Source organism: Deltaproteobacteria bacterium CG11_big_fil_rev_8_21_14_0_20_42_23 (genome assembly GCA_002796345.1).
Lineage (GTDB): Bacteria > UBA10199 > UBA10199 > 2-02-FULL-44-16 > 2-02-FULL-44-16 > 1-14-0-20-42-23.
In genome coordinates, this window is sequence record PCXC01000042.1 from 20556 (window position 1) to 34029 (window position 13474).

Genomic DNA, 13474 nt, shown 5'->3' on the forward strand with positions numbered 1-13474 from the left:
GAGTAGATTGCCACATTTTTGTTTCACAAAAACTCGCAATGACAGATTAACATTTTTTTTGAAAGTGATCACATGAAGTATGAAATTGTAATTGGCCTTGAAGTTCATGCGCAGCTTAATACCAACACCAAAATGTATTGCTCGTGTTCAACTGCGTTTGGCGATGAGGCAAATATTCACATCTGTCCTGTCTGTACTGCGCAGCCAGGTGCTTTGCCGGTGGTGAACCGCCAGGCTATTGAAAAAGCCATCAAGGCTGGTTTAGCGCTAAGCTGCGAAATTCATCACACGAGTGTTTTTTCCAGAAAAAATTATTTTTATCCCGATCTTACGAAAGGCTATCAAATTTCTCAGTTTGATTTACCTCTTTGTACCAATGGAAAATTAGAAATCGCGCTTGAAAACGAAGAAATAAAATCAATTCACCTTCAACGTATTCACTTGGAAGAAGATGCAGGCAAGTTGCTTCATGACGAAGGCCATGCCGATAAAAGCCATGTTGACTACAATCGCTGTGGCACGCCGCTTATTGAAATTGTTTCTGGCCCCGATATGCGCAGTGCTGAAGAAGCAAGTTTATACCTTAAAAAACTTCATGCCGTTTTGGTGTACCTCGATGTGTGCGACGGAAATTTACAAGAAGGCAATTTTCGATGCGATGCCAATGTTTCCATCAGACCAGTTGGCGAAAAAAAGTTTGGCATGAGAACGGAAATGAAAAATTTAAATTCATTTCGTGCGGTGGAAAGAGCTATTCGTTACGAAGCGCTACGACATCAAAAAATTATTGAAGAAGGTGGAAGTATTGTTCAAGAAACAAGGCTTTGGGATGATGCAAAAGGTTCAACGCATTCTATGCGCAGCAAAGAGGAAGCTCATGACTACCGCTACTTTCCCGACCCCGACTTATTGCCGCTTGAAGTAAATGTGGCTTGGATAGAAAAAGTGAAAGCCGAACTTCCAGAACTTGCCACGGAAAAAGCGAAGCGCTTTGTTTCTGAGTATGACATTCCAGAATATGATGCCCAAGTGCTTACAGCCGATAAACACCTTGCGCATTATTTTGAAAAAGTAGTGAGCATTTACAATGCCCCGAAAAAAATTTCAAATTGGATCATGACTGAGTTGCTTCGGGAATTAAATCTTGAAGGTATTTTCATTTCCAACTGCAACATAAAACCAGAGTCACTGGCCGCACTTGTAAAAGCAGTAGAAGAAAAAGAAATTTCAGGAAAAATTGGAAAAGAAGTTTTCTTGCTTATGTACAAAACAGGTTCATCCCCAAAGCAAATCATTGCAGAGCAAGGGTTTGCCATGGTGAGTGATACAGGTGAGCTTGAAAAATGTATCGACGAAGTTCTAAGCGAAAATCCAAAACAACTTGCAGATTATAAATCTGGAAAAGATAAACTTTTCGGTTTTTTTGTGGGTCAGGTTATGAAAAAAACAAAAGGTCAAGCAAGTCCAGATCTTGTGAATGAACTTTTAAAAAAGAAGCTCTAGAAACCAGTACGTTAACTGTCATCCTGAACGAAGTGAAGGATCTCCGCGTAAACACAGTAGATTCTTCGCTTTGCTCAGAATGACAAGGAAGTGATTATGCTCATCAAAACCATTCAGTGGAAAGAAAATAAAATTATTCTTCTCGATCAACGAAAGCTTCCACACGAGGAAGTGTATCTCGAATATGAAGATTACGAATCACTTGCCCGAGCTATTGAAATTATGGTGGTGCGTGGAGCTCCCGCAATTGGTGTAGCTGCGGCTTATGGTGTTGCACTTGGAAGTTTTGGCATCGGGGTAAAAACGTTTGCCGAATTTTTTGATCGCATTGCTGTTATTTGTGATAGGCTTGCCAGCACACGTCCAACGGCAGTAAATTTATCTTGGGCTTTGGAACGCATGAAAAAGTGTGTTGTGGAAAATGCAAAACTTCCTTTGGAAAGTATTAAGCAAAAATTGAAAGAAGAAGCTGTCCTCACTCATGAAGAAGATATTTCAAATTGCAAAAAAATGGGCGAATTTGGCGCAGCACTTTTTTCAGATGGTGATAATGTGCTCACGCATTGCAATGCCGGCGGCTTAGCCACCGGTGGTTTTGGAACGGCGCTTGGTGTTCTTTATACTGCCGAACAACATGGAAAAAGTTTGTCAGTCTATGCAGATGAAACGCGTCCACGTCTTCAAGGCGCAAGCCTTACCGCATGGGAGCTTCAGAAGTATGGCGTTCATGTAACGGTGATTACAGATAACATGGCTGCAAGTTTGATGAAGGCAGGAAAGGTAGACAAAATCATTGTTGGTGCCGATCGCATTGCCAAAAATGGAGATGTGGCCAACAAGATTGGCACCTACAGCCTTGCTGTACTTGCACACTATCACAAGATTCCATTTTACGTAGCTGCACCGCTTTCTACGTTTGATCGAAATGCAAAAACGGGTGAAGATATTCCTATCGAAGAACGTGCCGAACAGGAAGTGAGCCATATAGGCTCATTTCACGTCACTCCAAAACACGTGTCCATTTATAATCCTGCATTTGATGTGACTCCACATGGTCTTATTACTGCCATCATCACGGAAAAGGGAATTTTAGAGGCACCCTTTGTGCGTTCGATTTCAGAACTTTTTTAAAAAAATAAGCTCAGTTTGTTTTTTTTCTTTGACAAGAAAGCCTTGTTGCTACTAGCTTGGCCGTGATGTCACACAATATGAAAAAACAAGCCTCCTCTTCTTTCAGCAATGCGTTTGCTTGTTCTTTCTATTTCTCTTTCTATTTTTGGGGCTAATCCCCTAAAATACCCCCCAACCCCCCTTAATTTGTCTGTTTTTTTCAATCTCACTCAGAGAGAAGTTTTTAGCGTTTAGGAGTTTTTTGTGTACATTCATTCATTACCGTTTTTCCCTGTTACCCAAGGCTGCATGAGAGGTTGCCGATGACAACAGGTCTTCCTCTTTTTCAGGTTTTTTCGACAGCTCTTGCTCCAACTCCGTCGCAAATGAAGCCAAGCTTACTTCTCCCAGCTATACGCGGTGGTGTTCCTGGCACAGCAGCGAGTAGCATCTATCTTCATCCCACACATTCTTTGGCCTTTTTAGTACTTACTCACACCAGATTGCGCGTGCCAGCTCCTTTGCGTGAAGTGGGAAGCGCAACTCAAAGTTCACCGGCTTTCATGGTGTTAGAAAAAGCGGGAATGAACGACCGTGCTTCTACCCATCTTTATACTGAAGCTCAGATAGCATTTTTAATCCAAGAACCCATTGATCATGAGCTTCGCGTGCAGTTGAGAGATAAACTCCAAACACATATTGCTGCACAACTTAATGACGATGAAATACATTCCGACGCTTTTTCGTCAGTGCAACTCACAGGAGTTTTAACTGAAGTGTTAGATGTATTTGAAAACAATGAACTTGCACATCAGCTTTCCGTCGATATTTCCGAAGCTTTACAAAGTGATGCTGTAAGAAAAAAGTTGCTTGCAAAAGGAAAACAAAAAAATCCAGCTCAACAAGTGGCTTGTGATATTGCAGCCAAATATTTTCAGCGTGATCATAGAGCTTTTGTAGAGCTTGCCGATGAAAAAAAGAAAGCAATTCTTTCTGAGATGAAAACTCACTTGGCAACACAGGATAAAGCGTTTGCCTCTGAAATTGAACATTCTGTTGAACGCTTACTTGAAGGTGAGCAAGTGCATGCAGCACACATGAGAAAAGCAGTGAATGCTTTTTTGGTGCATGGTTTTCGAACTCTTTCTGATCTTTCGTCTTTGTCTGAAATTGACTGTTTATCACTTTTTGGTTTTCCCAATTATCATAGCGCAGTGCTTGAGGTAAAAAAACAGCTTGCTTCGCTTGGATACACGTTAAGAGAAGTGAGTGAGGATGATTTAGAGCAGCTTCCACTTAATGCGATTATTGTTCGTTCTCTTTTAGACGAACTTCAGCTTTCAGTTTCTCATCCAGGTGGAGTAAATAAATATACATTCGCTGCATTGCTCACAGAATATGCTGCAAACTTAAAAGCTTACCTTGAAGAAAGATTGAGTGATGAAGCTGCTCCAAGTCTTGTAATTCCTGCTCTTGCGGGTGGATTGATAGAAAATCTATACCGTCAACTTGCTGAGAGCGAATCTGTTTTGCTTCAGCATCAAAAGCAAGAAGGTTACGATGATACTTTCGAAGCTCGCAGACGAGAGCTTCAGGCTTTGATGAAAGCTTTGGACCTCACAATTGCAAAAGCAAAAATACAGCATTCGCAAGTGATTACAAAACTGCGTCAGCTTGGTGTAAGCAATATTCATGATCTCACGCAAGTTTCTGCAAGTGAATTGCAAATGTACAAAAAAGATCTCGATCGGCTTTTGAAAGCAAAAGATAAGTCGCTTGAACTTCAGCTTCCAAACTTCTCTCTAGCAGAAACTGAAATGATTCAGTTTGCATTGCACCTCGTGGGAAAAGAATTTTCTTCTCTTTATCATACTACTTTTTTGCCAGCAGATTTAGAAGCTCCGGCAGAAAATTCGGCTCAGGTTTTTTTTGAAGGTGCTGGCTTGTATTTGCTCCCACCTGAAAATTCAGATCCAATTTCTTTTGATCGTGTGCCATTGCTTCGCGAAGGTTCTCCGCTTGCAAGTCTTCCTTCCGAAGCGCTTGCATGGCTCACGCAAAAGGGAAGTACAGCAGAAGTTTCTTTTGATCGCTTGTTCCTTTCACTGACACTTCTTCCAGCTTGGACAGTGTATACGCCTGAACGAAATAATACGCATTTACAGGTTCATGTGGCTAAGGTTGAGCTCGTGGATGATGGAAACGCTGAACGTCATCAAACTCTTCGTGCTGTGCTCTCACGCATTGAATCACAAGGCTTCATTTCACTTGAAGAAGCTGACATCATTCGTGCGAACATTCGTGAACCTCATGGTGAAGAACGTGGAGATGTCATTCAGTTTTTGCTTCCGGATATAAGGGTTGGCGAAACGCAAGACATTGCGCTTCGTCCTGAATACCAAGTGGATTACACCGCTTCGCGTTTATCTGCTTATGGTTTAGAGCGTTATTACGATGGACGTTTTGGACATTCCATTTGGAGAAGTGGGCTGGTTGATCCAGCTGCGTCGCCGTTTCATCTTGTCTTTCTTCCAGGTTGTGGTGGAGCTTGGTCGTGCGGTGCTTCGGGTGCTGTCTTGATTGAAGCCTTTGCAAAAGCGAAAGCTTCGGTGTTCTCGCTTGATTTGCCGTACCATGGTTTGAGTTCTCAGGGTGAAAGTTCATCTAGTATGGATGCCTTCATGCAATCTCTTTTTCTCTACTTGAGTGCATTGAAACAAGAATATAGGAAACCGATTTTTCTCATGGGAAGAAGTTATGGAGCAAACTTGGTGGAAGAGCTTGATTGGAGATATGGTGATCGTAATGTGATTGCCGGAAAAATTCCACTTTCTGGTTTTCGATCAGAATGGATTCGTTACAACATGAATGATATGTCTGATTTATCGCGAAGAGGGTTAACGCGGTTGAATATGGATGGCCTAATGTGGTCGCGTCGAAAAGCTATCGAACATGGTTTCCAACACTTTGGAATGTTTTCTGATTTTTCACAATTACCAGCTCATAGAAGAGTAAGCCCAACGTTATATCTTGTTGGTGATGGTGACAGTTCTTACCCTGGTGCAAATGAACAGTTATGGGTGAATGCTGCAAATGAACGGGAGCGTCAAGGTTTTCAAGTTGGTACAACCGTAATAGAAGGTGCTGGGCACAATCCTTTTTTAACTCCAACTGCTGATGATCCAGAAGCAGAGATAAAAAGAGCCGCTGCGTCGCTTGCGATGAAGCAAATTTTTGGTTTTGTTGGGAAAGTTTTAGGAAATGAATGGAATGGCGGTGTGACTCGTTTGAATGTTGCAAATGAAATGGCTGCAGGTGGAAGAAAAAAGAAAAAATAAAATTCTATTCATCAGGAAAAATTTGATCTTTTTCAGAAACTTTGAGGCCAAGTGCTAAAAGCATTTTTCGTTTTGTATCCATGCGACATGAATATCCTTTTTCCACACGATCAACAGTGAGAGGAGAAATTCCTGCTTTGCGTGCAAGTTCCGCTTTGCTCATCAAAAGTTGCTCACGAAATTTTCGTAAGTTATTTTGAATACGGCCCTTTTTTTGCTTCTGAGGCGCTACTGGTTGTGCTTCGTGATGATTCATGGTCGCTTCTCTTCTCTACTTTTAAGGTTAAAGTCAAGGTATATGCCCTCATTATACACTTATATCCTTAAGATGGGTCAAGAGTTTTCTTAATTTTTTATATTTAACATGTATTTTATATTTAAATTATATATTAAATATATATAATTATGCATGATAATAAAGTTGAAAGAGGCTTATTTTTTGCTTGATTTGGTTTTATGGCGCATAAGGCCGGAAAGAAGGAGGTTGAAGGCTTATTTTACGTAAAAGCCTAAATACCAGTGGAGAATTTCTCTTCCAAAATAGAGATAGAAGAGCGCTGCTGCCGAAAGAAATGGCCCAAAGGGTAAAGCGAGCTTCATGTTTTTGCGTTGAACGATCATGATGAAAATTCCAACAATACTTCCGATGATGGAACTGAAAAGAAGAATAAACAAAACTCCTTTCCATCCAAAAAATGCTCCAAACATTGCCGCAAGTTTTATGTCTCCACCGCCGAGGCCTTCTTGTTTTTTTATTTTTTCGTAGAGGAACGCGATAAGAAAAAGAAACCCAGCACCAATGAGAATGCCCAAGCCAGAGGAAATAAGTTGCGCGAAATGTGTTCCTGGCGCGCTCAGAATTTGGGTGATGATGATGCCTGCAGCAATTCCCGGTAGCGAAAACACATCGGGAATAATAAAATGTTCAAGGTCGATAAAAGTAATTGCAATAAGTGGCGCCACAAAAAAACAAAAGTAGAGCAAAAAGTGAAGCGGACTTGCTGCGAGATGCCAGGTAAGCAATGCCAAAAGTAAGCTGATGAGTTCAACCAGTGGATAGCGAAGGGGAATGCGCATGCCGTTGTGGCGCGATTTTCCGCGGAGTAAAAGATAGCTGACAAGCGGAATGTTTTCCCACCACGCAAGTGGTTTTCCAGTGTGAAAACATTTTGAGCGCGGTGTAACAATGGATTCACCTTTGGGAATGCGAACAATGCACACGTTAAGAAAGCTCCCAAAAATGGCGCCAAAAATGGCAACGAGAAAATAAAGATACCACGTTGGAAGTGAAGAAAGTGCCTGCATGAAATAACCTAACTTATTCTAATTCAGCAAGCGCTGCTTGCGCTGCAGTGTTTTCAGGATTTTTGTGCAACAACAGCTGGTAGATTTTTTTTGCACGCTCGGTGTGACCTTGAGATTTAAAAATGTTGGCCATGGTGAGGGTGCGCCACGCAGCTGGAATTTCGGTTTGAACTTCAAGTTCTTTATGGTTGTCTGATGTTGATTTCTCTTGAACCCTTTTTTCTTCTTGTGCAGTTTTTAGATTTTGTGTTGGCGGGGTAATTTCTGGAACAGAATGAGTGCTTTTCTTTTCCGAAGTGGAAGGAGCGATCGTTTCTGTTTCAGATTTTGTTTCTAGCGCAGGTTCGCAATCGGAAGAAATGTTTTCATCTTGCGCCTGAGACTCTTGCTGTACTTCAACTTCCCGTTCAAGCCTTGCAATGATGGCATCGTATTTGAGTTGTACTTCTGGAGAAATTTCTTGAGGGGGTTCTTTTCTTTTACTGCTGAGTTTTTTCAACTCTTCACGTTTGCGCTCTTCTTTTTCGAGGCGAATTTGTTTTGCGATGTGGCTTTCGACATTCAGTTTTTCTTCAACTTTTGTGGCAAGTTCAAGAGCTTCTCTATTGTGAGGATGGCGTTCCAAAATAAATTCTAAAGTGTCGAGAGCTTTTTGCCATTTGCTTTGCTGAATAAAAATTTTCGCCATCACAATGCGGCCGGTAACCAAGTAGGGATGGCGCTCTAAGCCTTCTTTGCAAATATCGTAAGCTTCATCAACTTGCCCGTAGCGCAAAAGAAAATCTGCGATAGAAGCAAAGACAATTGACTGCGGATTGTTTTGCCATTGCTGATAATAGCGAAGAAAGAGCGAATTATTCATGAGTTCGGGATGCATAGATTGCGCGAAGCTAATGAAAGTTTTTTGCGAAGGCAAGCGAATTTCAATTTTTATCATTCTCGAATGAACTTATAAGGAGTCAAACAATTTGCTGTCATTGCGAAGAAGCGTAGCGTATGTGGCAATCTCCTCTGACAATTCTGATTTTGCTATAGTCAAATACTTAAATTGTCCGAGGAGATCCTTCCTGCCCGTCCGGCAGGCGGGCGTTACACTCAGGATGACAAAAAATAAAATTGATCGAGGAGATTGCTTCACTGCGTTCGCAATGACAGAGAGTCGTGGAAATGACAAAAACAGAAAAACTAAATTCTTGCACTTTTGAAAAAATCCTGAATGTATGAGCTCCGCAATTTAGCGTAGGAAAAGACTTTAACCTTAGCTCCTTAAAAAAGTATGAACATTCTCAACAAGGAAAGTATTCTCGAGCAAGCGGCTCTTTTTTTAGAAGAGGGAAAAATTGATCGTGCTATTCGAGAATACGAAAAAATTCTCGCCATCGATGCCGATGACACCCGCGTACACTTGAAACTTGCCGAGCTCTACAGCAAAAACAAACAATTGAACCAAGCCATCAAGAGTTACTGCGAAGTGGCAAAAACCTACGCCAAACAAAAATTCTACCTCAAAGCTGTAACCGTTTACAAAAATGTGTTGAGGCTCAATCCCTCTTTGATGGAAATCAATCTTGAGCTTGCATCCCTTTACGAAAAAATGGACTTGAATACAGATGCCGTAAAACAGCATCAAATTATTGCCAGCGCTTATGAAAGAAGAGGGCAAACGAAAGACCTCATCAAAGAACGTGAAAAAATTGTACAGCTTCTTCCCGATCACATTCCTTCCAGACTTTTGCTTGCTGAACTGTATCAACGCAACGCTGAAACCGATCTTTCCATCGATCAATATGAAGCTATGGTTGCGTTGCTGGAAAAACAAGAAGGCACAGAAACAAAGCGTGCTGAATATTACGAAAAAATTCTGCATCATCGTCCGGATCGCGTTAAGATGTTTCGTGACTTAGTTGCCATTTATCACGAGCAGAAAGAATTTAAAAAAGCGCTTAAGTGGTTGGAAGAAAAAAGTGACATCACTCCTTACGATGTTGATCTGCTTTCTATTCAAGCTGAAATTTATGCTTCTTTGAATCAGCTGGAAACAGCCAGAAATACTTACTATGCGCTGGCCGACTTATATTTAGATCAACATGATATTGACGCCGCTTTAAATGCCTATGCTGAAGTGTTGGTGTTTTTGCCAGAAGAAGAAGAAAATATTCGCAAACATACCGAAGAGTTTGAAGAAGGCACTTTCGACATTGTGCTTTCCAGAGTGCAAGAACGTCGCGCGCAAATTGATGAGCAAGTGAAACAAAAAGAAGAAGAAGAGCGGAAAAAAGCGGAAGCAAAACAAAATTTAGCGGATGAAGCAAAACGTGAAGAGGAAGAAGAATTTAACCGACAACGTTTGGAACGTATCAAGCAAATTCAAAGTAAACTTGGAAAAAAAGCAGATGCTAAGCCTTTGGAAAAAAAGAATGAAAAAATAAAGCAGAAAAAAAATGTCAATGTGGAAAAGAAAGAAACAAAAACGCCGCAGAGTAAAGAGAAAGAAATCACTTCGCCAGATATTGTCCTTTCTCCTTCGACAGATTTTTTACCGTCGCAGAAAAAAGTGCTCTCTACTATAGATGCCAGTCTCAAGCTTGCCAAAGCCTACAAACGCATGGGGTTAAAAGACGAAGCCAAAAATGAACTTCAGCAGTCGAAGGCGGATGTGCAAGAATTGCTGCAAAAAAACGACACCGAAGAACTTCGCAAAAAGCTAGAAGAAATCGAAAACCTGCTTGAGTCTTAGTGCGACCTCCCGCAAACATGCTTTTTTATTGACTTTCCGGATGGTGTGAATACTTACAAAAATTCACAAAGGAGAGGGCGTATGTTTTTAGATCGTACAGGTGTTTCAAGGTTAGTAGCTCCCGTTCAAGCTCCACTTGGTGTGCAGATGGTGCAAGGCTTAACGCTTGCAACGACGGAGGACACAGATACAGCATTTCAAGCTTGGAGTTCCTTAAGAGCGAGCTTCGGTGACAATCATTCTGCCTTTCGTGGTTATGTGTTTCCAAACCAAGGTTCAATTCAAAATGTGCGAGATGTTGTTGGTGCCTATGCACTTAAGCCCCTTCAAACAGCCTTCGACAGAAGTTTAGAGCGCTTAGTGGTAAAGCAAGCTCAAGTGAGAACTCCAAGCGACTTCATGCTTCTTGCAGGTGCAGAGCTGTTGGTTTCACCTCCAGCAATACTTACAGGTGAAAATGGAAACCTTCCTTTCGAAGGTGAAGTGATTCCTTTGATTCAGCTTGCGAATGCTGGCTTACTTTCAAAAGAGCGCGCGTTGGCTTTTACGCGCGCTTTAGAGCCTGCGCGAGCATCTTATGAAAAAGCATTGCGGCGTCGCATTGGACTTGAAACTCACTGGAAATTTCGATGGGGAAACGCTCATCCAAATCGAATTGCAGAACTTCATGAAAATGACAGTGATGCAATTAATTTGCTTAATGTCCATCGCTGTCTTCAGGCTGGTATTTTGGGAGTTGCTCTTTCTCTTTTCGCTTCCTATCCTCTATTTTTTGGCAATCAATCACTCCAAGAAAAAATATCAATTTTATTGATCGATGCTTGTATGGGGGTTGGCGGTGGTGCTCTGCTTGACGTGATGAATGAGATGCGAGCTCCTGTAACAGTAAGTGAACGCAGGAGAAGTGAAGCCTTGAAGCACGTGCAAAGGATGGGTGACACTTTGAAAGTTTTTGAACAAGAGCTCAGCAGAAATGCAGCAGGAGAAGTGTGAAGTGGGAATAGGTGGCATCCCAACTGCGCCAGCTGCTCATCATCCGCTTGTGCTTCCGCGCCCGCTTGGCCCCACGATGATGTATGCGCTCCACCTTGCTAAGGCAAAAACTCCTTTGGCAATCGAAACGTCTTTTCGTTCTTTGTGTGCTTTACTTGGAAGATCCAATCGTTTTCATTTCCCTCCTCATCTTTCTTCTTTTCAAGCAAGAGATATCCAAGAAGTGCAGACAGAACTTTTGGATGGCGTGGCATCTGCTGTTGAAGGCGCTTTGGAAAGCCGTGTTTTCCAAGATCCAAGAGAACATGGTGAAGCCTCAAGTATGATTGTGAGAGCTGGCGCAGAGTTGATGCTTACAATTCCTGCTGTTCTAAAAAGACAAAATCGCGAAGTGCCTTTTGATGGTGAGGTCATACCTCTTGTTGATTTGGTTACCTATGATTTGCTTTCTGTTGAAACAGCCCTCCGCTTTGTAAGTGGCTTGCAGTCTGAGCTTCCCGTGTATCTACGAGAACTTCACAGAAGAATTGACCTGGAAGGTTATGGCAGTTTTGATTTGAACAGATTCCGAGGAAGTGTTCCCAGGCCAGGAAAAGTGAAAGCATGGCTTGCAGAAAATCCCGTTGAAAAAGGAATGAAACTATATCACGGCGATTACCAGGCGGATCGTTTGAAGACTGCTCGCCCGGCTCGTCATGCTTTTGCTTTTTCGGCTCTTACCTTCCTTTCGTTTGCTTTTGGATATACACAGACTGATTTTATGCAAGCTTTGCAATTGCAGTTTTCTATGAGTCTTGCTGCATATGCTGGTGTGTCATGGCTAGACGCGAAAAGATGGAGAGAGAATGCTAAAACATCAACAGATCTGTCTGCGATGCTGTATGTCTTGCCACAAGTGCAAACCTTATGGGGAAAGCTTTCAGACATTCATCGAGTTTTAACAGATATGAAGGAAGCTGCAGATTTAGAAGCAGCATTAGAAGCTGGAACTGTTTCAGTAGCCATCCACTAAAATTACAACACATCACTCACACGAATGTTGGTATCGTTGGGAAGTGAGCGGGCGAAGATGAAGCTGGCTCTGCCGTCAGAGTAGGTCCAAATTTCTGGAAGAATCAAAATTTGCAAAGGGGAGAGAGTTGGGAAAGTGGCGTCAGTAAAGCCGATGCCGTCTGGAAGGTTTTCGGCTTCATTTTCAAGTGCACTTGAAACCAAACCCCATTGAAAAGCATTTGGTGAACGAAATCCAAACGCATTTCCGGTGCTGTCACTTAAATCTCCATTAAATATTTGCGCAGCTGTTAACACAGCTTGATCGTAAGCCGTGTGAAAACTGCTTGAAAGAAAATTTCGGTCTTGCGCATTTGTGTACACCGCATGCGAACTGTCATCAGTGTTGACGGGAGAAAACTGATTTGGCGCTTCAATCACAGCATTATAATACGAGACTGGTGCGTTGGCTTCAAAGTCAACTTGATCTGCACCAAATAAACCTGCGTTTCCATCTTCTAAAATTAAATCAATTCTGTTTTTAACCACACTCGCCAAAGCTTGTGCTGTTGTGCTTTGGCTGGCAAGCGTTACAAAACCAGATTCCGTTTCAGCTTCATCTGCAATTTGAGTTGCAGCTTCTGCCACTAAAATTTGAATGAGTCGTTGCGGTGGAATAGTGACTTCATAAACTGAATCAAGCTCAGTGCCATTTTCTGTGCAACGAATTTCAGCAACGCCTTCTGCTGTTGGAGTTAACTTTGCACCAGCGCCTTTAGCTATGCTGGAAAAATTGTCTCTGGCTGCAATGGTGATTATATCAGGATTTGCGGTGCAGCTCACTTCTATCTCATCGGCAAAACTTAACTCGTTTCCGCTTGCATCGATGAGTAAAAGTTCTTCCCGCCCGGGCGCTACTCCGCCAAGGGCAAGCGAAAGCTTTAAAGTGGGATCGCTCACGCGGCTAGGCGAGCTTGAACCGCGATCAAAAAGATCGAAGGGATTGTAGGTGAGGTAACCGCACGCCGGAAGGGAAAAAAAGAGAAGGGTGAGAAGGAAAATTCGTTTCACGAGAGCCTAGCTATAAAGCACTTGTGTGAAGATGTCGAACACTTTAGAAGCGCTTGCATTCTGCCCATGGCTGCACTAGGGGAATTACGCTTTGGCGCGACAGATCACTTTCAACATGGATTACAGACGATGGCAAAACATGAAAAAATAGCAGGTATTCGTGGCATGAATGACATGTTCCCGGAAGAGTGTCTTTACTGGGCGCAACTAGAAGAGACCGCGAGACGGCTTTTTGCCAGCTATGCTTACGGCGAAATTCGCACGCCCATTGTGGAACCAGCAAAACTGTTTAAGCGCGGCGTTGGTGAAGGCAGCGAAGTGGTGATGAAAGAAATGTACGAATTCACCGATCGCAGTGGAAATGAGTTATGTCTTCGCCCAGAAGGAACAGCATCTGTTGTTCGCGCTTATGTGAATGCAGCAGTGC

At 42.3% G+C, this 13474-nt stretch carries 11 protein-coding genes; 7 read left to right on the forward strand and 4 right to left on the reverse strand.

Annotated elements, in window-relative coordinates; genetic code table 11:
• The first annotated feature begins 72 nt into the window (after positions 1 to 72).
• From COV43_05790 to COV43_05800, 3 genes are all read left to right on the forward strand, one after another.
• Complete coding sequence (locus COV43_05790; protein ID PIR25382.1) at positions 73 to 1503, forward strand: Asp-tRNA(Asn)/Glu-tRNA(Gln) amidotransferase GatCAB subunit B; 1431 nt, start codon at positions 73 to 75, stop codon at positions 1501 to 1503.
• A 96-nt stretch (positions 1504 to 1599) separates the two neighbouring features.
• Positions 1600 to 2634: an S-methyl-5-thioribose-1-phosphate isomerase gene (gene mtnA, locus COV43_05795; protein ID PIR25383.1), complete on the forward strand. Its 1035-nt coding sequence runs from the start codon at positions 1600 to 1602 to the stop codon at positions 2632 to 2634.
• A 302-nt stretch (positions 2635 to 2936) separates the two neighbouring features.
• Complete coding sequence (locus COV43_05800) at positions 2937 to 5951, forward strand: hypothetical protein (protein PIR25384.1); 3015 nt, start codon at positions 2937 to 2939, stop codon at positions 5949 to 5951.
• Between the two features lie 4 nt (positions 5952 to 5955).
• Here COV43_05800 and COV43_05805 read toward each other — a convergent pair whose 3' ends face one another.
• The 3 genes from COV43_05805 to COV43_05815 all read right to left on the reverse strand — a co-directional run bounded on the left by COV43_05805 (position 5956) and on the right by COV43_05815 (position 8193).
• Positions 5956 to 6207: a transcriptional regulator gene (locus COV43_05805; protein PIR25385.1), complete on the reverse strand. Its 252-nt coding sequence runs from the start codon at positions 6205 to 6207 to the stop codon at positions 5956 to 5958.
• 236 nt (positions 6208 to 6443) lie between these two features.
• Positions 6444 to 7256 carry a prepilin peptidase gene (locus tag COV43_05810; GenBank protein PIR25386.1) on the reverse strand — a complete coding sequence of 271 codons (813 nt, stop codon included), beginning with the start codon at positions 7254 to 7256 and terminating at the stop codon, positions 6444 to 6446.
• A gap of 13 nt (positions 7257 to 7269) precedes the next feature.
• Positions 7270 to 8193 carry a hypothetical protein gene (locus COV43_05815; GenBank protein ID PIR25387.1) on the reverse strand — a complete coding sequence of 308 codons (924 nt, stop codon included), beginning with the start codon at positions 8191 to 8193 and terminating at the stop codon, positions 7270 to 7272.
• A gap of 339 nt (positions 8194 to 8532) precedes the next feature.
• Here COV43_05815 and COV43_05820 point away from each other — a divergent pair, with 339 nt between their 5' ends.
• The 3 genes from COV43_05820 (at position 8533) to COV43_05830 (ending at position 11998) form a co-directional block, all read left to right on the forward strand.
• Positions 8533 to 9993 (forward strand): hypothetical protein, encoded by a 1461-nt coding sequence (locus tag COV43_05820; protein ID PIR25388.1) that lies wholly within the window; start codon positions 8533 to 8535, stop codon positions 9991 to 9993.
• 81 nt (positions 9994 to 10074) lie between these two features.
• Positions 10075 to 10986: a hypothetical protein gene (locus COV43_05825; GenBank protein PIR25389.1), complete on the forward strand. Its 912-nt coding sequence runs from the start codon at positions 10075 to 10077 to the stop codon at positions 10984 to 10986.
• Between the two features lies 1 nt (position 10987).
• On the forward strand, positions 10988 to 11998 hold the full coding sequence (locus COV43_05830) for a hypothetical protein (GenBank protein ID PIR25390.1): 1011 nt from the start codon (positions 10988 to 10990) through the stop codon (positions 11996 to 11998).
• Between the two features lie 2 nt (positions 11999 to 12000).
• On the opposite strand, the gene COV43_05835 is transcribed toward COV43_05830, so the two are convergent.
• Complete coding sequence (locus COV43_05835) at positions 12001 to 13047, reverse strand: hypothetical protein (GenBank protein PIR25391.1); 1047 nt, start codon at positions 13045 to 13047, stop codon at positions 12001 to 12003.
• A gap of 66 nt (positions 13048 to 13113) precedes the next feature.
• Between COV43_05835 and COV43_05840 the strand changes: the two genes are divergently transcribed.
• The coding region (locus tag COV43_05840) for a hypothetical protein (GenBank protein ID PIR25392.1) at positions 13114 to 13474 on the forward strand (361 nt) is incomplete at its 3' end.

What these genes read in the sequence shown, in the direction of transcription:
- COV43_05790 (PIR25382.1), top strand. Translation starts at nt 73, where the DNA reads ATGAAGTATGAAATTGTAATTGGCCTTGAAGTTCATGCGCAGCTTAAT.
- mtnA (PIR25383.1), top strand. Translation starts at nt 1,600, where the DNA reads ATGCTCATCAAAACCATTCAGTGGAAAGAAAATAAAATTATTCTTCTC.
- COV43_05800 (PIR25384.1), top strand. Translation starts at nt 2,937, where the DNA reads ATGACAACAGGTCTTCCTCTTTTTCAGGTTTTTTCGACAGCTCTTGCT.
- COV43_05805 (PIR25385.1), bottom strand. Translation starts at nt 6,207, where the DNA reads ATGAATCATCACGAAGCACAACCAGTAGCGCCTCAGAAGCAAAAAAAG.
- COV43_05810 (PIR25386.1), bottom strand. Translation starts at nt 7,256, where the DNA reads ATGCAGGCACTTTCTTCACTTCCAACGTGGTATCTTTATTTTCTCGTT.
- COV43_05815 (PIR25387.1), bottom strand. Translation starts at nt 8,193, where the DNA reads ATGATAAAAATTGAAATTCGCTTGCCTTCGCAAAAAACTTTCATTAGC.
- COV43_05820 (PIR25388.1), top strand. Translation starts at nt 8,533, where the DNA reads ATGAACATTCTCAACAAGGAAAGTATTCTCGAGCAAGCGGCTCTTTTT.
- COV43_05825 (PIR25389.1), top strand. Translation starts at nt 10,075, where the DNA reads ATGTTTTTAGATCGTACAGGTGTTTCAAGGTTAGTAGCTCCCGTTCAA.